The sequence below is a fragment of the Faecalibacterium hattorii genome, assembly GCF_003287455.1.
Lineage (GTDB): Bacteria > Bacillota > Clostridia > Oscillospirales > Ruminococcaceae > Faecalibacterium > Faecalibacterium hattorii.
This window is the reverse complement of the sequence record NZ_PRLC01000018.1, coordinates 1-25,349: the sequence shown is the minus strand read 5'-3', so window position 1 is coordinate 25,349 and position 25,349 is coordinate 1. Positions and strand designations below refer to the sequence as shown.

Sequence of the window (25,349 nt, the reverse complement as noted above, 5' to 3'; positions counted from 1 at the left end):
CCGTTGGAAAGGTCAGGGGTATTGCGGATAGGGTATGGCATACCCCCCTGCCTTTTGTATGGTTTCGGTATCATTTCGGGGCGGTTTTTAACGCTCCTGTTCATGCTTTTTCTGTCGGCTCGGTGTGCCGTGTAGTATCTGCTCTGCGTTCCGTTTGGCGGTGGCAAGCTGCTCATACTCGGCTTTTGCGGTGCGGTAGGTGTTGTAAGCTGCGTTTTTCTCGGAAATGAGGGCTTCAATCTCCGTATTCAGCTTGGAAGTGGCGGGCAGCTTCTTTCCCGGTGCAAGCACCTTTAGCTGGCGCAGGGCAGCTTCATAGATGATAAATTCCGCTTCGTGGGACTGGCGGTAGTTCTCCGCTTTTCTGCCGGACAGCTTTTTATGAGCGTCAATGGTGGGGCGGGTGCGGCGGTAATCGTTGACAACCTTTCGCAGACTTTTCTTGTCGGAAATGCTCTGCTCAATGCCCCGCAGACTTTCCCTTGCTTCGGAAAGAGCTTTCCGGCTGCTCTCCACGGCTGCGTCCAGCTTGTCAAGGTCAAGCAGTTCGTTCTCCATGAGGAAGTTGTGGGTAGCCGCCATCTGTTTGAGGTTGTGCAGGGAAGCCCAACGGTCATAGCCCACGCCCTTGCCCTCAGCTCGCTTGGCTTCCCGGTCAACCATGCGCTGCAAGGTGTTGTCTGCCGGGGCGGTTTTTGCGGTTTTTTCCTCTCGCAAGCGTTCCTTTTGGGTGTGGGGGTATTCGGGTATGGCTGTGGTCTGTTCGGCGGCTCTGTGGGCGTTCTGCGTGAGCAGGGCAAGGACAGCAGCCTTGTCAAAATCGTCCCCCAGCTTCCGGGCTGTGATAGGCTTTGTCCTGTCCGGCGTGAGGTAGGAAAGCCGCCCCCGGCTCTCCTTGACAGTTACGCCCTCCCGCAAAAGCAGGGAAGCAAACTCGTCAAAGCTGCCAGCTTGGGAAAGTGCCTGCCGTATCGTCCGGCGCAGCTTCGCCTTGTCCGTTTCAAACTTGGTGGGCTTGGTCGGCTGTCCGGTGGCTTCTCTGGCGGCGTTCTCTTTATCAAGGGCAAGCTGCCCTTTCTTCTGCGCCCAGTATTCACGCTCGGTCACTCGGTTCTTGCTGCCATGCAAAAGGTCAATCTGATACAGATTTTCCCGGTGGCACATCTCCATGACTTCGGACTTGAAATATTCCATAGCTGCGTCTGTGCAGCGGTGCTTGCAGCCGTCCTTCGTGTCCGCTGGTCTGTCCATGTAGGGCAGAAGCGGGACGGCTTCAATCCGCAAGCTGTTTATGACGATATGCACATGAATGTTGCCAGAGTGATTGTGCCCGTCCGGGTGGGTGCAGACAATGGCTTGGTGTCCGGGGAAATGCTCGTTGCAAAATTCCTCGCCCAGCGACTGCGCCTTATCAACGGTCAGACCGTTGTCCGTTCCGTCCCGTGGGTCAAAGCTGATGATATAGTGGTGGGATTTCACATCTTCCCGTTTTTGGTTCTTGCCATAGCGGAGATTGGAGCGCAGACAGGCAACAGCAAAATCTTCTTCGCCGCAGTTCAGCGTGGCAAGGCGGTAGCCCTCACGGGGAACAAGCCGCCCGTTTTCATCAAGGGTGGGTTTCATGGTAAACTCGTCATGCTCAAAAGTGAGGTAGGCTTCCGCTGCTCCGTAGTCGGCATTTTTAGAGCTGATATGTTTGAATGTTGCCAACAGCTTCACCCACTTTCTGCAAGACTTCAAACTTCAAGGCTGCAAGGTCGGAAATGGCGGCTCGGACTTCGCCGGACAGGGCGTTATACGGTACGCCGTATTCGTTCAGATACCGGGCAATCTGATTGAGGTTGCCGCCGATCCTGCCGTATTCGGCGGTCAGCTTCCCGACAGCGGCAAGCAATTCATCATTGACCGGGGAAACGGTAACAATGGGGCGTATGGTTGCCCGTGTAATGGCTTGCCGGATAAATTCGGACTGGCTCATACCATAAGGGGCAAGCCGGGCGGTAAAGTCGGCGTATTCTTCATCGGTCAGCCGGGTCTTGACTACCCTGCTGCGGTGGGGCATGTTATATCGTTTCATAGGTGGTTGACCTCCTTTCTGTGCGTGGTGTCCTCTCACTAATAGGAGAAAAACGGGGTGTGTAGCGGAACTGTTTTTGAAATAATCCGAAAAGAATTTGCGGGAATTTTTCAAGCGGCGTAAGCCGCATAAGCAGGGTTTGGGGAAGGCACTCCCCAACAAGATTCCCGCAAGGACAAAATGAGCGATAAGCGAAATTTGGTACTGCGGTAGAATCTTGCTCTAAAAAACTACCGCTTTCCTCGGCGGCTCTGGTTTGCGGATATACTGGCTTGCTCCACCAATATAGCGATTGCGGCGGCGTGTTCTGCCCGCTGTTCACCACTACAACGGTGAAAAGGGGGCGTTTTGGCAAACGCAGCGAAAATTTTTTTATTTTCCCTGTCTGCTCCCTACAACAATCTGGCGGTATGGTTTGCCAAAGATTTTTGAAAACGGGCGCAAAAAAAGCAGCAAACCTTTTTCAAGATTTACTGCTTATATGCCGATGTGATGGGCGGCGGTATTAAATTGTCAGCCGTTTTTCAAATGGAATTTATCTGCAATCGCTTTCTTTCCGCTTTCCAATTCCTTTTCTGTAATCTTCCATAATCCTAACGCAATGATCTGCTATCTTTTGCATTCCGAGTTCTTCAAAAAAGGCAATTTGTATTTTCATCAGTTCTTCACAAACAGTCAACTTCTGCTCATCCATATTGCTAATAGCAAGCCATGGGAACGCTTTATATTTCTTAGTGTCCCCAATGAGAAAATTGTACCCTATCAACTCATTTTCACGGAAAACGAAATAGAATTGTGGGCCTGAACCTGGAACTGACTTTTCCATAATTTGCTGCATTGTTCTCACGCCGCCGTATGCCGGAAAAAAACCTATTCGCTCAAGAGCATTTAATATGTCAATCCTTTTATCTGTGGGTATGTCTCTATAATTGATAATCTGTTCCATTTGCTCTACCCTCATTGAAGTTTAATTTGTCAGGCTCTAATTATACAACTTTTCTGTTTAGCGGTCAAAGCGGAACTTCAACAGGCTTTCTATCAGTTGCCTGACGATATGCTCCTGCATATCCGTGTTAATCTGTCCGTCCATTTTCGCACAAGAGCGGACATATCCCGCATAATGGGATAGGACGGCGGCAACAGCTTCCGGGTCGCCCTCGCTTGCCTTAACGATTGTCTCATAGGGAAGTAGCTGGCTCATAGGACAAACCCTCCAACTCTGCCCGTAGCCGCCGTAAAATCATCTGAATACGCCGCCCGGTTGTGTTGCCAGCCCGTCCATATCTCCGTCCAATCTCCCTATGCGTCAATCGTTGGAAGTAGTACAAGAAAATGATTTCCTGTTCCATCTGTGATAGTGCGGACAGGGCTGCGGCAAGCTCTGGACTTTCCAAAAGCACCATCTGACCACAGACGAAAAGCGGATAGCTGGTCATGCCGGATTGCTCCGCAAAGTATTTATCTGTGGTACTGAATGGATAGTGTTTTTCTTCTATCAGATATTCAAGCGAGATTTCCCGCTTGCGGCGGCTCCGTATGCTCCGGGCTGCGTCTATGGCAGCGTGGCGAATAACAGTCTTGCAAAAGGCATCGTGTGTATGCCGGATATGTTCTTGATACTTTTCGTGTTCGGTCATGGAAAATCCCCCTTTCTGAATAATGGCAGAGGGCGGCAGCATCTTGTGCTGTCGCCCTCTTGATTACCGAACAGCAAAGACGGGCGGGGCTGTCAACGGCGGCGCATTTGCGCCGTTCATCTTGACCGTTGACAGGCTCGGCTGGGTTTGCTATCTGCTCACGGCAATTCACTCTCATTGATAGGAATTGCCTCAAGTTCCGTATTCAAATTGTTCCAATAAGAGCCGATATCCGCACTTGTGAAATACTTAAAACCGCCTGCTGCTGACTTCAATTCGCCGTTTTTAACCCCATAGCAGGCGTAAATCAAATCGTAGCTTGTTCCATCTGAGAGGTTAAATCTAAAGCTGGTCACATCTGCTCCGGCAGTTTCCTCAGTCGTTTTGTCTTTTAGGGATAAGCCCTTGAACTTATCATACAGGGTCTTTATATCATTTTCAGCAACAACTACTTTCTTTTCTGCTGATGCAGGCACTCCGTCATAGTGGTACATTTCAACGTTTTCGACATCTTCAACCTCAAATGGGAAGTCGATTTTGACAGGCTCATAAGCAATGTTTATAGGTAACAGAAAGAGAGCTGTAAAAATTGCAATGATACAAAGAGCGATGGAAACGAGAACAGCAATCGTTATCTTTTTTCTGCCTCTCTGCTTTTCTTTTGCCTCATGGCGCATAATAACGCTTTCGCTTTCTTCGTGAAGAACATCTTCGCTCGTGTGAGAAAGCAATTTCTGATAAATTGCGTTACAGTCAGCACAGGCGTTCAAATGCTCTTTTACCATCTCTGCGCTTGCTTCGCTGCAAGCATCGTCAACATACAGCGGAAGAATATCTCGAACAATATCGCATTGTTTACTCATGCTTTTCATCCATCCTTTCTTGAATTTTTAGCTTTGCACGATGATAAGTAACTCTCGCCCATGATTCTGTTTTTCCAAAAATTGCAGCGATTTGTGAAAAAGATAGTTCCCCGAATACGCGAAGCTGAAAGACTTCTTTGTATGGTTCTTCCAAACGGTGAAGAACGAGGTGTATGCGGAACGCCATGTCAGAATCTGCAACTGAGTTCTCAACATTTTCATTTGATGGCAAGTCATTGATTTCACTCACATCAGCTACTCGCTGACGGCTTCGCATTTCATCATGGTAAAGATTTTTTGCTATGGAGCAGAGCCATGTCAATTCATCTGACTTACCTTTGAATTGTGATGTTGTAGAAACAGCCTTATAGAATGTGTTCTGCGTGATTTCCTCTGCTATCTCACGATTTTTGGCAAGAGAAATAGTATACGAGTATACCTGTAAATAGTAGGCTTTATAGAGTTTTTCATAGTCCATACTTGTCATCACCTCCTTCAGCTTCATAGGTTAGACGGAGAAATCGGAATTTCGTTACAAAGAAGTTTGAAATTTTTATACCTTTACGCTACTCTTGCTTTGTGCGGACTATTGGTAGACGCGCATTAACGGCAAGTAAAGAGATTGCTGTGTCAGCTTGATATGTTCAAATGCTAATTAAGTATAGCATACAGCTATGAATTTTTCTATTGCGTTCCCCTGACTTCGGAATAGTGGCAGGGCTGGCTATCCTTGTTTTGCTTTGTGCTTCTCTACCGTACATGAGCATTGGCCGAGGGGTTATCACCGCCGTAGCCCTCCATCAGGTTCACGGCACCCCACACGCCCAGACCGGCACCCAGTGCCACGACCAGAGTCTTCAGAACGTCCACTGCGCTGTTAAAGAATTCCATAGTAAAGTCTCCTTTGTTTTGAAAAAGTGACCCTGCACACACCTGAAATCCGGTTGCAAAAAGCCGAAAACCACGGCGAAGGCTGATTTTCCGGTGTACCTGTTGGGTCGATGGGTAAAAAATAACCGCTCGTCTTATCAGGCGGGCGGGAGTGAATCGGCATCCACCATGATGAAGGTATCATCCGGGTGGATTTTTTCTTTTCGGTTCAAGAACTTCTCGATATCGAGTGCGTTCTTGGGGTCATAGTCGGAGGTGTACTTGTAGTTCGGGTGCTGGGTCAGGTCGTACTTGTCGCTCAAAAACGGGCGCACACCCCGCAGTTGCAGGATGCACTTACCGCCATCCAGCACCGCCAGTTCATCCCGGCTCATAAGTTCGTGGCCGAGTTTTTGATAGTTGGTGCCATAGCTTGGGCTATTGCCACGGGTATCGGAATTGTTGTAGCTGTCGATGGTTTCCTTGCCGAGTGCTTCGGCAAGATCTTTCAGGGTGGTGGGTTCGCTGCCGCCGAGGAAAATCTGGCTGTCCATGTTGCCCACGATGGTATCCGCATTATCCTTGTAGATGGCTTTCAACTGGCTGCGGGTCTGCAGGACAAGGCAAGCCGAAATCTCTCGGCTACGGATGGTGGCTACCAGCTTTTCCAGCTGCGGAATTTGACCAATGTTGGCACACTCGTCGATCAAGCAGCGGACATGGACAGGCAGCTTACCGCCGTACACATCATCGGCTTTGTCGCAGAGCAGATTAAAAAGCTGGGTGTAAATCATACTGATAAGGAAATTGAACGTACTGTCCGTATCGCTCATGATAAGGAACAGCGCCGTTTTCCGGTCGCCCAGCTTGTCCAGTTCCAGTTCATCGTACATGGTGGCATCCCGAACTTCCTGAATGTCGAAGGGCGCAAGCCGGGCACCGCAGGAGATCAGTATCGAGCGAGCCGTCTTGCCGGCAGCTAATTTATAGAGCTTGTACTGACGCACAGCGAAAGAATTGGGCTTTTTCTTGCCTAAATCCTCAAACAGCAGGTCTACCGGATTCTGGTAAGTTTCATCATCTTCCGAGACCTGCATGGTGTTGAGCATTTCCAACAGCGTTGCGAAGTTTTGCTCTTCAACTGGGGCTTCATAGTGGAGGTATGCGATCAGCGAAACGAGCAAAAGCCGTTCCGCTTTGTCCCAGAATGGATCGCCGCCCTGACCCTCGCCTTTGGTGTTGGTCATCAGTGCGGTCACGAGTTTCAGAACATCCTTTTCACTGTGGATGTACGCCATGGGGTTATAGCGCATACTCTTGGAAAAGTTGATGGTGTTGAAGAATTTTAGCTTGTAGCCGTGCTTTAACAGAGCTTCTCCACATTCCACGCCGATACTACCTTTCGGATCTGTAACCACGAATGATACCGGAAAATTCTTGGAATCACATTGCAGCAGATTCGGCTTGATAAAGAACCTTGTCTTACCGCTGCCGGAGCCGCCGACTACCAGCACATTTTTGTTCCGGGCGTTCTTGGGGTCAGGTGGGCGGTTGGACATCATCAGGCGTTCTGTTTTGGTGAGGATGATGTTGTCCTCAAATTTCGGAGCCATGAAAGGTTCGATATCTTTAGGCCCGCCCCACCGGGCAGAGCCGTACTCCATGCCGTGACGGTACTTCTTGGCGTTTTTGCCTTTCAGGTACACCGCCAGCCGCATCCCTGCACCGCAGCACAGACCAATGAACAGGTCAAACGGATGCAGGCTGGGCTGCGGATTGGAAAATGCAGCCGGGAGCGTATCCATCAGCGATACGATTTTATCGCCCAGTTCCTTGCCCACAGCCAGCCGCCATGCCTCGCCCAGATTGGTTGCCAGCAAGCCAATTACCACATAGGGCAGATAGAGCGCCAGCAGCTTAGAGAGTTTCTTTTTGCTCATAGACCGCGCTCCTCCTGCTTATGCCGCACCTTGTCCGGTAGGTTTGCAACGGACTGCGCCAGATCATGCAGCTTTGCCAGCACGGAAGGACGCTTGGTTTTATCCAGCACCGATGCCGAATATTCCTTGAAAGCTGCGTTCAATGCGTCCGTGTCCTGTGCCTTAAAGTAGACCATATACCGGGGCGGCGTGCAGGACAGGTCTTTCTGGATGGAGTAGTCGATGTGATACCGCTTGGCGAAGCGGTCAAAATCCTTGATGCCGGTTTTCTGGATCTCCACATTTGTCACGCCACGATTCTGCCGCACCAGCCGCTTCATGGACTGCTTGCCCTGCGAAGCGTGCTTGTCGTACTGCCGCAGCAGAAACTGCATCCCGCGCAGCAGGGTGCGGGCAGACAGTTTTGTGGTCGAGATGGCAAAGTTGACCGTCTTATGCTCGATTTCTTCCTGCATCGTTACCACCTCCCTGAGAGAAATTCAGCTTAACGGTCATGTTCCACCGGGGGCTTGCTCACAGCCTTTTCTGCATCACTCCGAATCGATTCATCCGGCACCGGAATGACCATCAGGCGACGCCCCAGAGGGAGAAAGGCTTCGGGTTGATGGAATTCTTCTTCATACTTCTGCGCCAGTTCCGGGGAGAGCGATACAAAGTCCTCCTCTCCCAGTCCCACCACCAGAAAGGTTCCGGCAATGACATCGTACATAAGCCCGTCCTCGTCCCACAGGGCACGGTTCAACGGCAGTCCCATAAGCTTGCCATCATCGTTGTAGACAATGGCGACCGGATCTTCAAAAGGATAGCTTGCGCCGATGGAGCCGCCCACAGCCTGCTGCAAAGCCTTCAATTCGTTATCGATCTCGACCTGCTGCGGATACTGTCCCGGTGCAATTTTCAGCACTGACAGAGTGTTCTCGTTCTGTTCCATTATCGTCCTCCTTGAATTTGATCGTGATTTCCTGCCCGGCACGGGCGGCGTTCAACAGCGCTGCCACAAAGAAGCCAAAAATAGCGCCGGCTTCAAAAAGCATAAATCCAAAGACAAATCGCATCAGTCATCCTCCGACAGTTCCACACCGATACACCGTTTTCCGTCTTTGTCGTAGAAAAACAGGTGTGCCAGAAGCCAGTCATCCAAGTCCAGCTTCTCATATATGCTCGGAAGAATAAGGAAGTGGTCATTGTCCTTCCGGCAGAGAAAGGCTGTATCCTCTAGGATGCGTTTGCCATCCACAATGCGAACCTGCTCCGGCTGATAGCGGATTTGGAAATCCGTAAAAGGAATATTGCAGGCTTTGTAGGTGCCCTCCCAATACGGGGATTTTTTCTGCATTGCCGCATCATAAGGAACATAATGGATGCCCTCTGCGGCACTGATGGTCACAACTTCCGGGCCGTGCTCAAAACCGTATATACTGGCTTTGATAAGTTCATCAATGACTTCACCATCGGACAGTCCCGGATACATACTCTGGAAAAATTCCGCTCTCGTTGACATAGTGGCACCTCAGTCGATGCAGATGCAGGGCAGCTTCTGGTCATCTGCCATCAGGGTGATGCTGTGGCTTTCCAGATACTTCTGGAACAGGTAGACCTCATCAATGGTCAGAGAGATGACCCTGCCGTCCATGTTGGTACGAGCCAGAATCACCGGGCCGGTCAGGTAGTGCTTGCCGCCCATCTTCAGCACCTGCGCCGGATTGTAGCAGAGCAGCAGCGAGGTGTCAGGGAGGTTCAGGCAGGCATCGTCCTCCTCAAAGCAGGGCAGAATGCCGGGAGCCTCATCCAGCGTGATGATGGTCAACTCCATATCCGGGGCAATGGCTGCGAGGTAGACCTCACCGCTGCCCCTGTTTGCCGCCAGTGCAGCGCAGATACGCACGTCAATGGTGATCTCTTCGGAGCGGATGGTACGGATGGCGTTATTTTTCATAGGCTTTTTCTCCTTTGTTTGCAAAAGAAAAAGACCCCATCGGGTCTTTCGTTACGGTGTGAGTCAGCGTTCGTTCTGCCGCTGGAGCTTGCGCTGCCACTGTTCCAGCAGCTTGATGATGGTGTCCTCCATCTGTTTCGGGGTGTAGCTGCGGGGAAAGTATTTCCGCAGGGTGTCGTTTTTGATGACCACCTTGTCCAGCTCGTCCTTTTTTTCTTCGCCCATGACGGCAAAGGCAACATCATACGAGAAGTGCCCCTCCTGCGCCAGCTTTTTAAGCCGCTGCGCTTGGGAAAGGGATGGCGCATTTTGGGTGTCGTTCATCGCTTCTAAAAAATCCCGCTGTTGGTTCGTGTCGAGATACGACAACTCCACAGCGGGATTGAAGGCAATCTTCTTTTCGTCTACCATGTCCAGCAGTTCAGGTACAAGATTGGTCAGGCGGATAAAGCGCCGAACCTGATTCCTACTGTCGCCAGATTCCTGACCAACAATGTCTGCTGTTTCCAACTTCCGCCCAAGTTGGGCGGAAGTTAAATCCGACCTAGCACCTTGATTTTTTAGAGCTTCCAGCTTCATTTTGTAGGCAAAAGCCCTTTCACTGGGCAGGATGTTCTCACGCTGGAGATTGCTGTCCACCATGAGCAAAACTGCGGCATCATCATCCATGTTGCGGACAATGACCGGCAGGGCATCCAGCCCGGCAAGCTGTGCAGCGTGCTGGCGGCGATGCCCGGAGATGATCTCATAGCCACCTTCCGGGCGTGGGCGGGCAATCAGCGGAGAAAGCACACCGTACTGTTCTACACTCTCTACAGTGCGCTGCATGGACTCGTCGTCCAAAACCTTAAAGGGGTGGTTCTTGAAAGGGAACAGCTCTCCAATGGGAATCTGCTGCACCTGCTCCCGCTGCTGTTCCTGTCGGGATTCTTCCGTGGAGAAAATGTCATCTGCCCCTTTCAGCGACACGTTTAAGCTGCCTTTCGGCATTCGCCATCACCTCCTTCGTCAGAGAGCGGTAGGCTTCTGCCACCTTGCCTTTGGGGTCGTGCTGGAAAATGCTCTTACCCACGGCACTGATCTCCGCAGCACGGACAGACCGGGGAATGGTCTGGTCGAACACCTTGATCCTGCTGCCGTAAGCACCCCGAATCAGATTGTCGATCTGCTGTCCGTAGTTGGTGCGGCTGTCGGTCATGGTCAACAGGATGCCCTCAATTTTCAGCTTGGGGTTGATCTGCCGCCGGACCTTCTGGACGGTCTGCAAAAGCTGTTCCAGACCTTTGGCCGAAAGGTACTGCGCCTGCACGGGAATCAGGGTGGTGTCGGCTGCTGCCAAGGCATTGACGGTCAGCATCCCAAGGGAAGGGGTACAGTCCAGCAGAATGAAATCGTATTCATGCTTTGCACCTTCCAGCACCTGTTTCAACATTTTTTCGCGGTTCATGCAGTTGACAAGGGAAACTTCCAGCCCTGCCAGTTCGATGTTTGCAGGGATCAGGTCAACGCCTTCTGCATGGTGCAGAACGCCCTCGCCGGGCGGAATGCTCTGGTCGTTCATGGCTTTTGCCATCAAGGTGGAAAGGGTGGTGGGCAGTTCATCGGGTTGCTGCCAGCCCATGCTGATGGTCAGTGACCCCTGTGGGTCAGCGTCCACCAACAAGACCTTTTTGCCCTCCATCGCCAACCCGATGCCCAGATTTTCACAGGTGGTGGTCTTGCCGGTGCCGCCCTTTTGGTTGACAATGGCAATCGTGGTACATTTCTTTGCGATAAAATCACCCCCTCGTGGAGCCATGCGCAAAGTCATGGTTCGTTCGATTTTGATAGACTAGCTGCATTGTGGTCGGTGCGTTGTACAGAGAGGCAAGCAGATATTGTTTCATGTTTCGGATCGGGCTGCTGTTCTCTGCAAGGCACTTCAACACAAATTGGATGTGGTCGGCGTTCAGCTTCATAAAGCGGCTGCGCACGACTTCGGCAGGCTTATCGTCCCCAGCAATGCGCAGCATCTTGCGATTGGTGGCGCAGGTGTCCACCAGCAGATCTACGATCTGATAGATGGTGTCCTCATCGTCAGGGCAGAGCCGGAGCAGGGTATCCACCTCCAAAGACTGTGAAAAATATTCTTCCAGTTGTTCGCGTTTGCTCATCCCATCCTCTTCTTCCGAATAGAATGGATAAGTTTCACTCATTTCAGTATTATTCTCCTCTGTCTTATTACATCGTGGTTTTGCAGGGTCTTGACTTGCGCTTTTGAAGCCTCCAGAATCGTGAAAATCACGATTCTGGAATATTGATTTTGACGATTCTGCCGAAAAGTTTTTCACATACACCAAACTTGGTTTGCCCAAACCTCTGCGTTTTCGTTCAATCAAACCAAATTCTTCAAGTTCCCGCAGCAGCTTGGTGGCTTTGTTGTCTGCGCAACACAATGCCCTCTTGACATCTTCGATTGTGAAGATGATGAACACCCGGCCTTGTTCGTCCAGCCAACCATTTTTAGCAGATAGGCTCATGCGGTCGAGCAGGATACCGTACAGTGTTTTGGCATTGGTTGACAGGCTCTGGAATCGTGGTTCCTGAAACAGTGCTTTGGGTATGCGGTAGAATGAGAAAAGCTCTCCGGCTTGTCCATAGAAGTAATCAAGGGTCATGCGGCTGTGCTCTGAAATAGCGTCGGTAAGATGTTGACATTGTAGAAAACCTCCTCGCAATAGATTTTTTGAAATAAAAAAGCGCAATTCCGATTTTTGAAAATCAAAATTGCGCTTTTCAGCTTGATAAATAAGAAGATTTCAACCTGTTTGGTACCGAAAGAGGGATAAAACATCTTGACAACACCTAGAGACAGGTTGTAAACTATACATCGTCAATAAAACTCGTTTAAGCAACAGAGTTGCTTCTGGGTGAGAATGCGTCTTTCTCGAAATAAAGCGTTATAACGACGAATATCGATCATCCCCGCACCTTTGTGTGGGGGTGCGTGAGTGCGTGGTTCGGGAGAGCGCTTGCATGGCATGCAAGAGGTCAGCGGTTCGATCCCGCTATTCTCCACCAAAAAAGCACTGTACTTTGTAGGAAGTATGGTGCTTTTCTTTTTGCATAGACACAGCAAAAGGCGGTGGCCTCCCACAATAAGGGAAGCCACCACTTTGTCCGTATTACGATCATAGCAGCCACTATAAAAACAAAACCGCACCGTACCTCAAAGATGAGGAACGGTGCGGTTTTTTAGCGATCAGAAGAGAGCCTTACATCTTCTCCGGGACGTTGATCTTGAACATGGTGAGCACGTTGAAGATGGCGTTCTTGACGCCGATGCAGAGGGCCAGACGGGCCTGCTGGAGGGCGGGGTCTGCGCCCTGAATGCGGCAGCTGCCGTAGAAGCGGTGGAAGGCGCTGGCGAGGTCGATGACGAAGCGGTTGATGCGGCTGGGGTCATACTTCTCGGCGGCCATGACGATCTCCTGCGGGAAGGCGGCCAGCATCCGAATCAGGTCCATCTCGGAGGGCTCGGTCAGCAGGGTGGCGTCCACCTGCTCGGCACCGGCGAAGGAGACCCCTTCGCTCTCCATCTTCTTGAGGATGGAGCAGATGCGGGCGTGGGCGTACTGAACGTAATAAACAGGGTTGTCGTTGTCGGTCTTGACGGCCTGATCGAGGTCGAAGTCGATGCCGCTGCCCGCGTCGTGCATGTTGAACAGGAAGCGGGCGCTGTCGATGGGCACCTCTTCCAGCAGGTCCGTCAGGGTGATGGCGTTGCCGGTGCGCTTGGACATGCGGACGGGCTGACCGTCGCGCATCAGGTTGACCATCTGCATCAGGACGACGTCGAGGTCGTTGCCGTTCAGGCCGATGGCGTCCATGGCGCCCTTCATGCGGGCAACATGGCCGTGGTGGTCGGCACCCCAGACGTCGATGGCCTTGGCAAAGCCGCGGGTGGCCAGCTTGTTGTAGTGGTACGCGATGTCGGCGGCGAAGTAGGTGGGGATGCCGTTGGCGCGGACGAGGACCTCGTCCTTGGCTTCCTCTTCGGTGCCGTCCTCGGTCTTCTTCTTGTTGACGGTGCCGTACTTGGCTGCGTACTGGGCGCTGCGGTACATCACAGCGCCGTCCTCGGCCTTGTAGCAGGCGCCCAGCTCCAGCAGCTTGTCCACCACGGCCTTGACCGCGCCGGACTCGTGCAGGGTGCTCTCGTGGAACCAGACATCGTAATCGATGCGGTACTTGCCGAGGTCGCGCTGGAGGGCGGCAATGTTCTTGGGCAGGGCGTAGTCCACGAGGGCGTTCTTCAGGGTCTCGAAGGCTTCGCTGGCGAACAGCTCCTCTTCGCTCATCCCCTTGCAGGGGGCCACATAGGCGTCGCCGTGGATCTCGGCGAACTCACCGGCCAGTACCTTGATGTCGCCGCCCTGATAGCACTCGGCGGGCAGGGGATAGGCCTCCTCGCCGCAGAACTGCTGCAAATAGCGGACGGCAAGGCTCTTGCCGAACTTCTGGATCTGGTTGCCCGCGTCGTTGATGTAGAACTCACGGGTCACATCGTAGCCCGCCCAGTCGAGGACGGCAGCAAGGCAGTCGCCCAGAGCGCCGCCGCGGGCGTTGCCCATGTGCATGGGGCCGGTGGGGTTGGCGGAAACGAACTCCACGTTGTACTTGGCACCCTTGCCGTGGTCGGTGCGGCCGTACTCCTTATTGGCACAAGCGCCTAGCACCACGCCGGCCCAGAAGGACTGGGACAGGAACAGGTTGATGAAGCCGGGGCCGGCCACCTCGACCTTGGAGAAGACGCTGCCCTCGATGGAGGGCAGATGGGCGATGAGGGCATCGGCGATCATCTTGGGGGCCTTGCGCCACGTGCGGGCACCGGCCATGGCGAGGTTGGAGGCGATATCGCCGTTCTTGACGTCGGCGGGGATCTCCACGATGAAAGCGGGCAGCTCGGCTTCGGGCAGGGTGCCGTCGGCCATGGCGGCCTTGGCAGCCTCGGTCAGCAGAGCACGGGCCTCATCCAGCGCCGCCTGACGGGGATTGTAGTTCTGGTAGGTCTTTTCAAAGTCTGTCATTTAGTAGATCCTTTCCTGTAAATCGATTGCTTTTTTATCAGGCTGTCCTTCGTACAACCTCTCTGGCGTTGTGGGAAGTTTTGCAAGTTCCCCTTTGCGCAGAGAGAAAACCTCTTTGCCAAGGGCTCCCCTACTAGGGGAGCTGGCGAGCGTGAGCGAGACTGAGAGGTTAGTTCGGCTTCTGTACGCTGATCTCCAGCGTATTGCGGTTGATGATGGAGATGGGGTCGTCGGCGTCGAGAAGGTAGCTGAAGGCGGCGGTGCCGCCCTTTTCGGAGAGGGCGCATTCAATGCCGTCGCCGGTGACGCCCAGCGTCAGGCCGCCGACCTCCGTTTCATAGTAGCAGATGTTGCGGCGGTCCCGCTCGATGATGAGCTGGGCGTTGGCCGGGCCGAAGCGGAGCATCGCCACCCGGCTGCCGTCGGCGGCGATCTTGATGGTGGTGGTGCAGCCCTCAAAGCCGATGGTCTGGGTCTCTTTGTAGGTGATATAATACGTGTCGCCCTTTTTGACGAGGCTGCCGTAGGTCATGATCTCGATGCGGTCGTCCTCGCCCGTACGGACGGGCTGCATGTGGTCGAACTGCTCGGTGCGGCTCTTGATGCGGATGATGAAATCTTCCTTCACAGTTGTTTATCCTTCGCTTTAGAATTTGTCGATGGCGATCTGCTCCACCGGGCCGCCCTTGTACTCGCCGAGGAAGAGGTCGGCCGTCTGCGCAAAGCTGTCCGGCGTGTCGCTGACATAGAAATGCGCCTGCCCGGCGGGGTGGTCGGCCCGCAGCCCGCGCTCGCTGAGGGTGCGCTCCAAGTGGTGCGCGGCGGTCTTGGCCGGATCCACCAGCACCACGTTCCGGCCCATGAACTCGCCGATCATGGCATTGAGCAGGGGGTAGTGGGTACAGCCGAGGATGAGGGTATCCACCCCGGCGTCCCGCACCTCGGTGAGGTACTGGGCGATGACCAGCTTGGTGATCTGCTCCTTATCCGGGGAGCTGTGGTCCACGTACCCGGCTTCCACCAGCGGCACAAAGAGGGGGCAGGGGCGGGCCGTGATCTCCACGCCCGGCACCAGCTTGCGCAGCAGGGTCTCGTAGCTGCGGGAGCGGATGGTGGCGGCGGTGCCGATGACGCCGATGCGGCGGTTGCGGGTGGCAAAAGCAGCCTCCCGCGCGGCAGCGTCCACGACGCCCAGATAGGGCACGGGGAGCTTGGCGGCCTCTGCGGCGGGGTAGGTGCTGGACACCGTGCCGCAGGCGGCCATGATGCACTTGACGTTCTGGGAGAGCAGGAACGCGATGTCCTGCCGGGCGTACTGCAAGATGGTCTCCGGGCTGCGGCTGCCGTAGGGGACGCGGCCGGTATCGCCGAAGTAGACGATGTTCTCGTGGGGGAGCCGCTTGCGCAGTTCCTTCACGCCGGTCAGGCCGCCGAGGCCGCTGTCGAAAACGCCGATGGGGCGGTTATCCATGCTGCTTTTCCGTCCTTTCCAGCGCCAGCTCGATCAGGTGGTCGATCAGAGCCGGAACAGGGGTGCCCTCATGCTCCATGAGCTTGGGGTACATGCTGATGGGGGTGAAGCCGGGGAAGGTGTTGATCTCGTTGATCATCACCTTGTTGGTGCCGTGCTCCACAAAGAAGTCGCAGCGGGCGAGGCCCTCGCAGTTCAGGGCCGTATAGGCCATGGCGGCGTAGGTCTTGACCTCGTCGAGCTTGGCTTCGTCGAGCTTGGCCGGGATGACCACCTGACTGACGCCGTTCTTGTACTTATCGTCGTAGGTGTAGAACTCGGCACCGGCGAGGATCTCACCGGGGCGGGTGGCCACAGCGGGGTCGGAACCGATGACGGCGCACTCGACCTCGTGGCCGTCCACGAAGGCTTCGAAGACCACCTTGCGGTCGTTTTTCAGCGCAAGGGCGATGGCGTCCTTCAGCTCGGCGCGGTCATGGGCCTTGGTGATGCCCACGCTGGAACCGGCGTTGGCGGGCTTGACGAAGATGGGCCAGCCGAGTTTGGCGATGGCACCGTCGCAGACGCCTTCGAGGTCGGACTCAATCTCCCAGCGGTTCGCGGCCAGCCACTTGGTGTGGGGGATGCCGGCGGCGTCGAACAGGGCGTTGGCTACCGCCTTATCCATGCAGACTGCGCTTGCCAGCACGCCGCAGCCCACGTAGGGGATGCCGGCCAGCTCCAGCAGACCCTGCACGGTGCCGTCCTCGCCCCACAGGCCGTGGAGCGCTGGGATGACCACATCCACATGCAGCTTCTCCACCTGCCCGGCGGGGGTGAACAGGATCATGCCGTGGTCGGCCCGGTCCGGGCTGAGCACGCAGGGCATATTGCCCGGCAGCTCTTCCCAGCTGCCGTCGGCCATCTGGGCGCTGGAAGCCTCGGTGTACAGCCAGCGGCCCTCCTTGGTGATGCCCACGGTGAGCACTTCGTAGCGGCTGCGGTCGAGGTTGTCTACGAACGTCCCGGCGGACACGCAGCTGACCTCGTGCTCGCTGGACATGCCGCCGAACAAAACGACGACACAAAGTTTATCTTCAGATTGCATCATGATCTCTCCTGATCTTGCGAAAATTCTCTATATAGGTATAGACGCTGTTATTATACAATATCTATGCGCGGGATGCAAGCGGGCAGAACGACAAAGGGAGGCAAAGAAAAAATTTTCAAAAAAGTTGAAAAAACGAAAAAATCCGCTTGACGGATGGAAAAGGACGTGATACAATGATAACACCTCTTTTGCGGGGTTATTAAGTGCGCCCTGTTTTTAGGGCGCTGACCGCAAGCCGAGGGAGGTTCAAAACAACCGTTATAATGGAGGTGTCAACAAATGACCGTTAAAATCACTCTGGCCTGCACCGAGTGCAAGCAGCGCAACTACAACACCACGAAGAACAAGAAGAACAACCCCGATCGTCTGGAGATGAAGAAGTACTGCCGCTTCTGCAAGAAGCACACCGTTCATCGCGAGACCAAGTAAGAAAGGCGGACAACATCATGGCAGACAAAACCGAGAAAAAGCCGGGCTTTGTGGCCAGAATGAAGGCCGCCGTGAAGGGCTTTTGTGACCGCGTTGCAAAGTTCTTCCGCGACACGAAGAGCGAGCTGAAGAAGGTGGTGTGGCCGTCCAAAGAGGACACCAAGACCAACACCATCGTCGTGCTCGTCACCGTGGCGATCGCAGCCGTTGTCATGATCGCACTGGATGCCATTTTCGGCGGCATCTTGGGGCTGATCATCGGCGCCTAAACATCTTGAACGGAGGTTTGAAAAATGGAAGAACAATCCAATGAAGCCCTCTGGTATGTAGTCCATACCTATTCCGGTTACGAGAATAAGGTTGCGAACGACTTACAGACCATGGTGGAGAACCGCCGGCTGCAAGACCTGATCTGCGACATCAAGGTCCCCACCGAGATGGTCCCGGAGATCAAGGACGGCAAGGAGCGTATGGTGGAGCACAAGCTGTTCCCCGGCTACGTTCTGGTCAAGATGGTCATGAACGACGATACATGGTACGTCGTGCGCAACACGCGCGGCTGCACCGGCTTCGTCGGCCCCGCATCCAAGCCCGTTCCTCTCTCGGCGGAAGAGGTCGAGAAGATGGGTGTTGAGAAGGCGGCTCCGCTGACCGTCGATTTCAAAGTCGGCGACACCGTGCAGATCACCGCCGGCCCGCTGGAAGGCTTTATGGGCCTTGTCGAGGGCGTCGATACCGAGAGCTTCAAAGTCAAGCTCAAGGTCAATATGTTTGGCCGCGAGACGCCCGCAGAAGTGGACATCGCGCAGGTCGAGCTGCCGTAACCAACCGGCATCCGTTTACCAAGGTAAGACCGCAGTGCGGTTCTTATAGAGCGTGGGCATTGGGCTCATGCTCGTGGGAGGCGCCTACACGGGCGCCGCAACTCACCACAGATTTTTGGAGGTGCATTTATCATGGCACAGAAAGTTACTGGCTACATTAAGCTGCAGATCGAGGCCGGCAAGGCGACTCCGGCTCCCCCTGTTGGCCCTGCTCTGGGTCAGAAGGGCGTCAACATCATGGCCTTCACCAAGGAGTTCAACGAGCGTACCAAGAACCAGATGGGTTATGTCATCCCCGTCGTCATCACCGTTTACGCTGACCGCTCCTTCAGCTTCATCACCAAGACTCCTCCGGCAGCCGTTCTGATCAAGAAGGCCGCTGGCATCAACACCGCTTCCGGCAAGCCCAACAAGGAAAAGGTCGCTTCTCTGACTGCCGCTCAGGTGGAAGAGATCGCAAAGACCAAGATGCCCGACCTGAATGCTGCTTCTCTGGAAGCTGCATGTAGCATGGTCCGTGGCACCTGCCGCTCCATGGGCGTCACCGTCGAGGGCTGAGACAACAACAGTGGGAGGGCATAAGACTGCCCGCATGACCACATAGGAGGAAATACAATGAAACATGGCAAGCACTATGTCGATGCTGCTAAGCAGGTCGATTTTTCTAAGCTGTATGATATGAACGAGGCTCTGGAGCTGGCTTGCAAGACCGCTTCCGCCAAGTTCGACGAGACCGTTGAGCTGCACGTCCGTCTGGGCGTTGACGGCCGCCATGCTGACCAGCAGGTCCGTGGCGCTGTCGTTCTGCCCAACGGCACCGGCAAGACTGTCCGCGTCTGCGCCATCGCAAAGGGCGCTGCTGCCGCTGCTGCTGAGGCAGCCGGCGCTGACATCGTTGGTGATGACGAGCTGATCGCCCGCATCGCCGGCGGCTTCATGGACTTCGACGTTGTTGTCACCACCCCTGACATGATGGGCCGCGTTGGCCGTCTCGGTAAGGTGCTGGGCCCCCGCGGCCTGATGCCCAACCCCAAGGCTGGTACTGTCGCTCCCGATCTGGGCAAGGCAGTCACCGAGGCCAAGGCTGGTAAGATCGAGTATCGTCTGGACAAGCAGAACATCATCCATGTCCCCGTGGGCAAGGCATCCTTCGGTGCAGAGAAGCTGTACACCAACCTCGACACCGTTATGAGCGCCATTGCAAAGGCAAAGCCTGTTGCTGCAAAGGGTACCTACTTCAAGAGCGCTACCATCGCTACCACGATGGGCCCCGGCATCCGCCTGAACACCCTGAAGTACGGTGTCTGATTTGAAGAAATAAAACCTCTCCGTCTGCGCTTTGGCGCAGCCGGCTCCCCCAGCGGGGGAGCAAAATAGAGGAAAATAAAAAATCTTCAAAAAAGTACTTGACAACACCGCGCGTTTGCGGTAAAATAATCATGCTGTTTTTGAGACAGCAGGTGCTGGAGTTCCAGCGTAAGGCTATGCCGCCTGCCGAGAAACGCGCGTAACGTTGTTTTATGCCTCTTTCTCGGACACAGTGCGGGAAAGAGGCTTTTTTCATGCAGAACTCCGGTTTTTCGATACAAGTTTTTGAAACGAGGTGAAACCGAATGCCCAGTGCAAAGATTCTTTCTGAAAAGCAGGCTTATGTCGCTGATCTGAAGGCAAAGTTTGAGAGTGCGGTTTCCGGCTGCGTCGTCGCTTACGGCGGCATTAACGTCGAGAACGACACCAAGCTCCGTAAGGAGCTGCGTGAGGCAGGCGTCGATTACATGGTCGTGAAGAACACCATGCTGCGTCTGGCTGTTAAGGGTACTTCTCTGGAGGGTCTGTCCGAGAACTTCAAGGGCGATACCGCTATCGCTTTTGCTCACGAGGAAGACCCCATGTCCGCTGCCCGCATCCTGTGCAAGTATCAGGATGGCGATAAGTCCAAGAAGTTCGTCGTCAAGGGCGGCTTCATGGAAGGCAAGGTCATGGACGCTGCCGAGACCAACGCCATCGCAAAGCTGCCCAACCGCGAAGGCATGCTGTCCATGTTTGCAGGCGCCCTCACCAGCACTCTGTCTGGTCTGGCCGTTGCAATGCAGGCTTATGCCGACAAGCAGGAGGAGCCCGCTGCCTAATGGCTGCGTGACCGCTGCTTAACAATCTGAAATCAACAAACACAAAACCATTTATATTGGAGGGTTATTACCATGGCTTCTGAGAAGATTACTGCCATCATCGACTCCGTCAAGGAGCTGTCCGTTCTGGAGCTGAAGGAACTCATCGACGCTTACTGCGAAGAGTTCGGTGTCTCCGCTGTTGCTGCTGCTGCTCCCGCTGCTGCTGGCGCTGCTGCTGCCGCTGAGGAAGAGAAGACCGAGTTCGACGTCATCCTCGCTGAGGCTGGCGCCACCAAGATGCAGGTCATCAAGCTGGTCAAGGAGATCACCGGTCTGGGCCTGAAGGAAGCTAAGGCTATCGTTGACGGCGCTCCCAAGGCTGTCAAGGAGAAGGCTTCCAAGGCTGAGGCTGAGGACATCAAGAAGAAGCTGGAAGAGGCTGGCGCTAAGGTCGAGATCAAGTGATTTGGTCCCCCTGAACGTTCTTTCTTGAATCTTTATTCTTGAAAATGAAGGCGCTCTCGTCGAAAGACGGGGGCGTCTTTTTTTGTATGTGGCTCCTTCCGGAAGTCTTGACAATGCCGGAACAAAATGATATGATTATGATATCAGAAAGAAACGCTTCCGGATCCCACAAGGAGGAACTCTGTTATGGAAGAAAAGATTCTGCAAACGAAGAAAAACGGCATGGCCGTCCTGCTGCTGACGCTGGTGGGCTATGTGGCGGCGATCGCTGCCTTTGTGCTGGCCGTGTTCCAGATGGAACTGGAAAACTACATTCTGGGTGTGCCGCTGTTGATCGTGTCCATCGTGTATGTGGTCGCGGGCATCTTTGTGCTCTGCGGCCTGAGGGTCCTCAAGCCACAGGAAGCGCTGGTGCTTACCCTGTTCGGCGATTACATCGGCACCCTGAAAGGACAGGGCTTTTACTGGGTGAATCCCTTCTGCACCGCCGTCAACCCGGCCGCAGGCACCCGCCTGAGCCAGAGCGGAGACGTGAACAACGGGGAAAACACCCAGTTCAAGGCAGGCGGCAGCGGTAGCACCCAGACCGCTGAGCTGACCAGCAAGAAGATCTCGCTGAAGATGATGACCCTGAATAACTCCCGCCAGAAGATCAACGACTGCCTCGGCAACCCGGTGGAGATCGGCATTGCGGTCATCTGGCGAGTGACCGATACCGCAAAGGCGGTCTTCCATGTGGACAACTACAAGGAGTACCTGTCTTTGCAGTGTGACAGCGCCCTGCGTAACGTCGTGCGGGTGTACCCTTACGATGTGTCTCCCAATGTGGACACCACCGGCGACGGTGTGGCCGATGAGGGCAGCCTTCGCGGTTCCTCCGAAGTCGTGGCCAAGCGCATCCAAAACGAGATCCAGAAAAACGTGACCGAGGCGGGCATCGAGATCATCGAAGCGCGCATCACCTATCTGGCCTACGCGCCGGAGATCGCAGCCGTCATGCTCCAGCGCCAGCAGGCCAGCGCCATCATCGACGCCCGCAAGATGATCGTGGATGGTGCGGTCGGCATGGTGGAAATGGCGCTGGAACGTCTGAATGAAAACAAGGTGGTGGAGCTTGACGATGAGCGCAAGGCAGCAATGGTCTCCAACCTGCTGGTGGTGCTCTGCGGCAACCGTGACGCTCAGCCCATTGTGAACAGCGGCAGCCTGTACTGATGGCCGAACCGAAAAAACAGGTCCCGCTCCGTCTGAACGCGAAGCTCTACGACGCCATTGCCGCATGGGCGGAGGACGACTTCCGCTCGGTGAACGGGCAGATCGAGTATCTGCTCACCGAGTGCGTGCGTCAGCGGAAAAAGAACGGCAGATATGTCTCGGATGAGATCGATGTGCCGCCGGAATTGGATCTTAAATAACAACAAAAAAGACCTGACAGCGGGAAAACTGTCAGGTCTTTTTGTATCTTTGGATCAATTGCTGTGGCTGTTCCAGCCGCTCGACGGGATCACTTGGCCGTCGGTGGTGCACCAGAGGGCCTCCACACCGTCGAGGGATTCGACGAGGGCTTGGCCTTCTTCCAGCGGCATACAGAACAGGCCGGTGGTGAGGCAGTCGGCCACGCCGGAGTCGGGGGCGAGGACGCTCACGCTGTCGAAGTAGGCGGCGGGCTGAAGGGTGGCCGGGTCGATGAGGTGGTGGTAGCGGACGCCGTCCACGACGTAGTAGCGCTGGTAGTCGCCGCTGGTGACGAGGGAAAGGTCGCTCATCTTCACGGCGGCGACGGTGGAACTGGCCGTGGTGTAGACCTCGGAGGAGTCCCACGGGTTCTCCACGCCGCCGACCCACGCGGAGCCGTCGGGCTTGGTGCCGATGGCCCGGAGATTGCCGCCCACGCTGATGAGGGCGCTGGTCAGGCCCCGCGCTTCGGCGGCCTGTGCCGCCATTTCCACGGCGTAGCCTTTGCCCACGCTGCCCACGTCCAGCGACATTTCCGGGTCGGCGAGGTAGACGGTCTTGGCGTCATCGTCGATGACGAGGTTTCCGATGCCGCAGTGCTGGGCGGCGGAAGTCAGCTCCTCCTGCGTGGGAAGCTGGTTGTTGGAGTCGTCGTCATCGGCAAGGGCGGCTTCGCGGTAGTTGTGCCAGATGTTCAGCACGCTGCCCATGGCGATGTTCAGCTTGCCGCCCGTGGTGTCGTACATCTGCTGGGCCAGTTCCAGCATCCCCAAAATTTTGTCGTCCACCGTGACGGGAGCCTTGCCCGCGTTGTCGTTGATGGTTTTGACGTTCACGATGCCGTCATAGTCGTTGTAGATGTCGTAGAGCTTGTGGTATTCCAGCAGGTCTGCGTGAAGGGCGGTCATCTGAGCGTTGAAGTCCTCTTCACTGTCGCAGTAGGCGATGACCTGCGTCACGGTGTCGAAGGCATCGTAGAAGACGGTGGAGTAGCGCTGCGGGCCGTCGGCGGTGCCGGAGGTGCTGCCGGAGCCGGACGAAGCGACCCCGCCGCACCCGGCCAGCAGGCTCAGGCAAAGGGCGGCAGAAAGGAAAACGGACAGGATGCGTCGGATGTTCATGCTTGGGTGGTCTCCTTTGCGGCAGTGAAGGTGGCGTGCTCCTCCTGCAGGTGGGCCAGCAGGTCGCCGAAGACCCAGCTCTTGTTGGTGGGGGTGACCACGGCCTTGAGGGGGATGTTCACCTGCGCCTGTTTCATCAGGTCCAGCAGAGTGTCCACGTCCTTATCCTTGAAGTTGGCGAGAACGAGGGCCGGCGGGTAGGCGCTGGATTCCAGCACCAGCGTGCGGGTGCTCTTCGTCTCCACTTCGCCCAGCAGCTGTGCCACCGTCTTGCCCGCGTCGGCGGGGGAGACGAGGAGCAGCTTCATCCCGAAGGCGGGGGCCATGCCCTCCAAGATGCCGCGGTCGGCAGCGGAAAGGTTCCAGCTCAGCGCCAGCGGGACCCCGGCGTTCTGGTTGCGTGCGATATGTGCTTTCATGTTGATGACCTCGTGTTTCAAAAATATACTATAGTATAGCACAAACAGGGGCAAATAAAAAGAAGCTCCTCCACAGCGGAGAAGCTTCCGGGTGAAAAAATCAGTTCATCTTCTTGCCGAAGAATTCGACTTCCTTGCTGACGAACTGCATCAGCTCATCGAACTGGTCGGGGGTCAGGCTCTGGGCGCCGTCGCACTTGGCCTTGGCGGGGTTGTTGTGAACCTCGATCATCAGGCCGTCGGCACCGGCGGCGACGGCTGCCTTGGCCAGCTGGGGCACCATCCATGCGTGGCCGCAGGCGTGGCTGGGGTCCACGACGACGGGCAGGTGGGTCATTTTGTGGAGCATGACCACGCCCGCAAGGTCGAGGGTGTTGCGCATACTGGTCTCGAAGGTGCGGATGCCGCGCTCGCAGAGGATGACGTTCTCGTTGCCCTCGGCCATGATGTACTCGGCACTCATCACGAACTCTTCCAGCGTGTTGGCAAGGCCGCGCTTGAGCAGGACGGGCTTCTTCTGGCGGCCGACGGCCTTGAGCAGCTCGAAGTTCTGCATGTTGCGGGCACCGACTTGGATGAGGTCCACGTTCTCGAACAGGGGCAGGTGCTCGGTGTTCATGATCTCGGTGACGATGGGGGAGCCGGTGGCGCGGCGGGCCAGCTTGAGCAGGTCGAGGCCCTCGCTGCGCATCCCTTGGAAGGAGTAGGGGGAGGTGCGGGGCTTGAACGCGCCGCCGCGCAGCAGGGAAGCACCCGCGGCCTTCACGCGCTGGGCACAGTAGGTGATCTGCTCCTCGCTCTCGATGCTGCAGGGACCTGCAATGACCGCGAAGTTGCCGCCGCCGATCTTCACACCGTCCACGTCGATGACGCTGTCGTCCGGGTGGAACTTGCGGTTGGCTTTCTTGTAAGGCTCGGACACGCGGCGGCAGGTCTCGACCACCGGGTTCGCCAGCACCCAGCTCTCAGCAACGGCCTTGGTGTCGCCGATGAGGCCGAGGATGTGGGTGTCGCTGCCCTTGGAGTCGTTGATCTGGAGGCCCATGCCTTCCAGCTCGCGGCAGAATTCGTGGATCTGTACGTCGGGGGCGTCCTGTTTCAATACGATGATCATGGGAATCTCTCCTTTGCCTTTTTCCTCTCAAAAACGGCACCGGAGACCGGCTCCATTGCCGTAAGCTTGTTTCGTCAAACTTCAGTTTCCTGAAGCATGGGCTTATCATATCACTTCAGTTTCCTGAAGTCAAGAGGATTTTGATATTTTTTTGAGAAAGTGGTAGAATAGGGGGGCGGAGGCGGATGGGACTTCGCCCCGCCGCAAGTACCTGCTAAACCGGGGTGCAGTCTCCCCGCCAGCGGGCTTGCCCTCTCAGGCCGCCTAACGGCGTCCAGCTCCCCCAAAGTGGGAGCCCTTGGCAAAGGCGTGAAGTCTCCGCACAGCACCTGACGGCTCCCCTTGCGGCAGCAAGGCGTAAAGTGTGAAACCGGAAACTTGGCGGACTGCCAAGGCCTCTCACTTTGGGAGAGGTGGCATCGCGAAGCGATGACGGAGAGGGCAAGCCCGCTCACGGC

General features: G+C 55.3%; 31 protein-coding genes and 1 pseudogene. 9 read left to right on the top strand and 23 right to left on the bottom strand.

The window, feature by feature from the left end; genetic code table 11:
• Nucleotides 1–87: 87 nt before the first annotated feature.
• The 20 genes and pseudogenes from C4N23_RS11725 to C4N23_RS11615 form a co-directional block, all read right to left on the bottom strand.
• Nucleotides 88–1,710: a relaxase/mobilization nuclease domain-containing protein gene (locus C4N23_RS11725; RefSeq protein WP_044983951.1), complete on the bottom strand. Its 1,623-nt coding sequence runs from the start codon at nt 1,708–1,710 to the stop codon at nt 88–90.
• On the bottom strand, nt 1,682–2,077 hold the full coding sequence (locus C4N23_RS11720; RefSeq protein WP_009255338.1) for a plasmid mobilization protein: 396 nt from the start codon (nt 2,075–2,077) through the stop codon (nt 1,682–1,684). Before C4N23_RS11720 ends, C4N23_RS11725 begins: the two co-directional genes overlap by 29 nt.
• Nucleotides 2,078–2,612: 535 nt before the next feature.
• Nucleotides 2,613–3,038, bottom strand: a complete 426-nt coding sequence (locus C4N23_RS11710; protein WP_005921288.1) for a hypothetical protein — start codon at nt 3,036–3,038, stop codon at nt 2,613–2,615.
• Between the two features lie 42 nt (nt 3,039–3,080).
• Nucleotides 3,081–3,278: a helix-turn-helix domain-containing protein gene (locus C4N23_RS11705; protein WP_005921293.1), complete on the bottom strand. Its 198-nt coding sequence runs from the start codon at nt 3,276–3,278 to the stop codon at nt 3,081–3,083.
• Nucleotides 3,256–3,756 (bottom strand): RNA polymerase sigma factor, encoded by a 501-nt coding sequence (locus C4N23_RS11700; RefSeq protein ID WP_004853592.1) that lies wholly within the window; start codon nt 3,754–3,756, stop codon nt 3,256–3,258. Before C4N23_RS11700 ends, C4N23_RS11705 begins: the two co-directional genes overlap by 23 nt.
• A 116-nt stretch (nt 3,757–3,872) precedes the next feature.
• Entirely contained in the window at nt 3,873–4,577 is a 705-nt protein-coding gene (locus tag C4N23_RS11695; RefSeq protein ID WP_015527904.1) for a zf-HC2 domain-containing protein, read from the bottom strand.
• Nucleotides 4,570–5,082 (bottom strand): RNA polymerase sigma factor, encoded by a 513-nt coding sequence (locus C4N23_RS11690; RefSeq protein ID WP_003533443.1) that lies wholly within the window; start codon nt 5,080–5,082, stop codon nt 4,570–4,572. Before C4N23_RS11690 ends, C4N23_RS11695 begins: the two co-directional genes overlap by 8 nt.
• 257 nt (nt 5,083–5,339) lie before the next feature.
• Nucleotides 5,340–5,468: pseudogene (locus C4N23_RS11685) on the bottom strand (Maff2 family mobile element protein); the annotation flags it as partial.
• Nucleotides 5,469–5,605: 137 nt separating this feature from the next.
• The gene (locus tag C4N23_RS11680) at nt 5,606–7,387 is read right to left on the bottom strand and encodes a VirD4-like conjugal transfer protein, CD1115 family (RefSeq protein ID WP_112146228.1); all 1,782 of its coding nucleotides are present in this window, start codon (nt 7,385–7,387) and stop codon (nt 5,606–5,608) included.
• A complete protein-coding gene (locus tag C4N23_RS11675; RefSeq protein WP_112146226.1) occupies nt 7,384–7,842 on the bottom strand; it encodes a PcfB family protein in 459 nt (152 codons plus the stop codon). Before C4N23_RS11675 ends, C4N23_RS11680 begins: the two co-directional genes overlap by 4 nt.
• A 29-nt stretch (nt 7,843–7,871) precedes the next feature.
• The gene (locus tag C4N23_RS11670) at nt 7,872–8,318 is read right to left on the bottom strand and encodes a DUF3846 domain-containing protein (protein ID WP_112146224.1); all 447 of its coding nucleotides are present in this window, start codon (nt 8,316–8,318) and stop codon (nt 7,872–7,874) included.
• A gap of 123 nt (nt 8,319–8,441) precedes the next feature.
• Nucleotides 8,442–8,858, bottom strand: coding sequence for a hypothetical protein (locus tag C4N23_RS11660; RefSeq protein WP_146746487.1), 417 nt, complete (start codon nt 8,856–8,858; stop codon nt 8,442–8,444).
• A 39-nt stretch (nt 8,859–8,897) separates the two neighbouring features.
• Nucleotides 8,898–9,323, bottom strand: coding sequence for a hypothetical protein (locus C4N23_RS11655; protein ID WP_112146217.1), 426 nt, complete (start codon nt 9,321–9,323; stop codon nt 8,898–8,900).
• A gap of 63 nt (nt 9,324–9,386) precedes the next feature.
• Entirely contained in the window at nt 9,387–10,313 is a 927-nt protein-coding gene (locus C4N23_RS11650) for a ParB/RepB/Spo0J family partition protein (protein ID WP_112146215.1), read from the bottom strand.
• Nucleotides 10,270–11,121, bottom strand: a complete 852-nt coding sequence (locus C4N23_RS11645) for a ParA family protein (RefSeq protein ID WP_112146213.1) — start codon at nt 11,119–11,121, stop codon at nt 10,270–10,272. The genes C4N23_RS11650 and C4N23_RS11645 overlap by 44 nt, the downstream gene beginning before the upstream one ends.
• The gene (locus C4N23_RS11640) at nt 11,102–11,980 is read right to left on the bottom strand and encodes a DUF6017 domain-containing protein (RefSeq protein WP_112146210.1); all 879 of its coding nucleotides are present in this window, start codon (nt 11,978–11,980) and stop codon (nt 11,102–11,104) included. Before C4N23_RS11640 ends, C4N23_RS11645 begins: the two co-directional genes overlap by 20 nt.
• Before the next feature lie 597 nt (nt 11,981–12,577).
• Nucleotides 12,578–14,392: an arginine--tRNA ligase gene (argS, locus tag C4N23_RS11630; protein ID WP_055189526.1), complete on the bottom strand. Its 1,815-nt coding sequence runs from the start codon at nt 14,390–14,392 to the stop codon at nt 12,578–12,580.
• 169 nt (nt 14,393–14,561) lie between these two features.
• Nucleotides 14,562–15,020 (bottom strand): YwiB family protein, encoded by a 459-nt coding sequence (locus C4N23_RS11625; protein ID WP_242983785.1) that lies wholly within the window; start codon nt 15,018–15,020, stop codon nt 14,562–14,564.
• Between the two features lie 18 nt (nt 15,021–15,038).
• On the bottom strand, nt 15,039–15,863 hold the full coding sequence (gene murI, locus C4N23_RS11620; RefSeq protein WP_112146206.1) for a glutamate racemase: 825 nt from the start codon (nt 15,861–15,863) through the stop codon (nt 15,039–15,041).
• A complete protein-coding gene (locus C4N23_RS11615; protein ID WP_112146204.1) occupies nt 15,856–16,950 on the bottom strand; it encodes a D-alanine--D-alanine ligase family protein in 1,095 nt (364 codons plus the stop codon). The genes murI and C4N23_RS11615 overlap by 8 nt, the downstream gene beginning before the upstream one ends.
• Before the next feature lie 282 nt (nt 16,951–17,232).
• Here C4N23_RS11615 and rpmG point away from each other — a divergent pair, with 282 nt between their 5' ends.
• The 9 genes from rpmG (at nt 17,233) to C4N23_RS11570 (ending at nt 22,197) form a co-directional block, all read left to right on the top strand.
• The gene (rpmG, locus tag C4N23_RS11610; protein ID WP_005920501.1) at nt 17,233–17,382 is read left to right on the top strand and encodes a 50S ribosomal protein L33; all 150 of its coding nucleotides are present in this window, start codon (nt 17,233–17,235) and stop codon (nt 17,380–17,382) included.
• Between the two features lie 17 nt (nt 17,383–17,399).
• Nucleotides 17,400–17,651 (top strand): preprotein translocase subunit SecE, encoded by a 252-nt coding sequence (gene secE, locus C4N23_RS11605; RefSeq protein ID WP_055189518.1) that lies wholly within the window; start codon nt 17,400–17,402, stop codon nt 17,649–17,651.
• Between the two features lie 24 nt (nt 17,652–17,675).
• Nucleotides 17,676–18,206 (top strand): transcription termination/antitermination protein NusG, encoded by a 531-nt coding sequence (gene nusG, locus C4N23_RS11600; RefSeq protein ID WP_055189516.1) that lies wholly within the window; start codon nt 17,676–17,678, stop codon nt 18,204–18,206.
• Nucleotides 18,207–18,338: 132 nt separating this feature from the next.
• Nucleotides 18,339–18,764 (top strand): 50S ribosomal protein L11, encoded by a 426-nt coding sequence (gene rplK, locus C4N23_RS11595; RefSeq protein ID WP_005920496.1) that lies wholly within the window; start codon nt 18,339–18,341, stop codon nt 18,762–18,764.
• A gap of 57 nt (nt 18,765–18,821) precedes the next feature.
• Nucleotides 18,822–19,514 (top strand): 50S ribosomal protein L1, encoded by a 693-nt coding sequence (rplA, locus tag C4N23_RS11590; protein WP_097839220.1) that lies wholly within the window; start codon nt 18,822–18,824, stop codon nt 19,512–19,514.
• Between the two features lie 305 nt (nt 19,515–19,819).
• Nucleotides 19,820–20,335: a 50S ribosomal protein L10 gene (gene rplJ, locus C4N23_RS11585; protein ID WP_097839221.1), complete on the top strand. Its 516-nt coding sequence runs from the start codon at nt 19,820–19,822 to the stop codon at nt 20,333–20,335.
• A 72-nt stretch (nt 20,336–20,407) separates the two neighbouring features.
• On the top strand, nt 20,408–20,782 hold the full coding sequence (gene rplL, locus C4N23_RS11580) for a 50S ribosomal protein L7/L12 (RefSeq protein ID WP_055189512.1): 375 nt from the start codon (nt 20,408–20,410) through the stop codon (nt 20,780–20,782).
• 186 nt (nt 20,783–20,968) lie between these two features.
• On the top strand, nt 20,969–21,997 hold the full coding sequence (locus C4N23_RS11575; RefSeq protein ID WP_112146202.1) for an SPFH domain-containing protein: 1,029 nt from the start codon (nt 20,969–20,971) through the stop codon (nt 21,995–21,997).
• Nucleotides 21,997–22,197: a type II toxin-antitoxin system antitoxin gene (locus C4N23_RS11570; protein ID WP_055189507.1), complete on the top strand. Its 201-nt coding sequence runs from the start codon at nt 21,997–21,999 to the stop codon at nt 22,195–22,197. The genes C4N23_RS11575 and C4N23_RS11570 overlap by 1 nt, the downstream gene beginning before the upstream one ends.
• Before the next feature lie 54 nt (nt 22,198–22,251).
• Here the strand turns inward: C4N23_RS11570 and C4N23_RS11565 are convergent, their stop codons facing one another.
• The 3 genes from C4N23_RS11565 to aroF form a co-directional block, all read right to left on the bottom strand.
• Complete coding sequence (locus tag C4N23_RS11565) at nt 22,252–23,358, bottom strand: FAD:protein FMN transferase (protein WP_112146200.1); 1,107 nt, start codon at nt 23,356–23,358, stop codon at nt 22,252–22,254.
• Nucleotides 23,355–23,777: a DUF3783 domain-containing protein gene (locus tag C4N23_RS11560; protein WP_112146198.1), complete on the bottom strand. Its 423-nt coding sequence runs from the start codon at nt 23,775–23,777 to the stop codon at nt 23,355–23,357. Before C4N23_RS11560 ends, C4N23_RS11565 begins: the two co-directional genes overlap by 4 nt.
• 100 nt (nt 23,778–23,877) lie before the next feature.
• On the bottom strand, nt 23,878–24,891 hold the full coding sequence (aroF, locus tag C4N23_RS11555) for a 3-deoxy-7-phosphoheptulonate synthase (RefSeq protein ID WP_055189500.1): 1,014 nt from the start codon (nt 24,889–24,891) through the stop codon (nt 23,878–23,880).
• Nucleotides 24,892–25,349 lie beyond the last annotated feature (458 nt).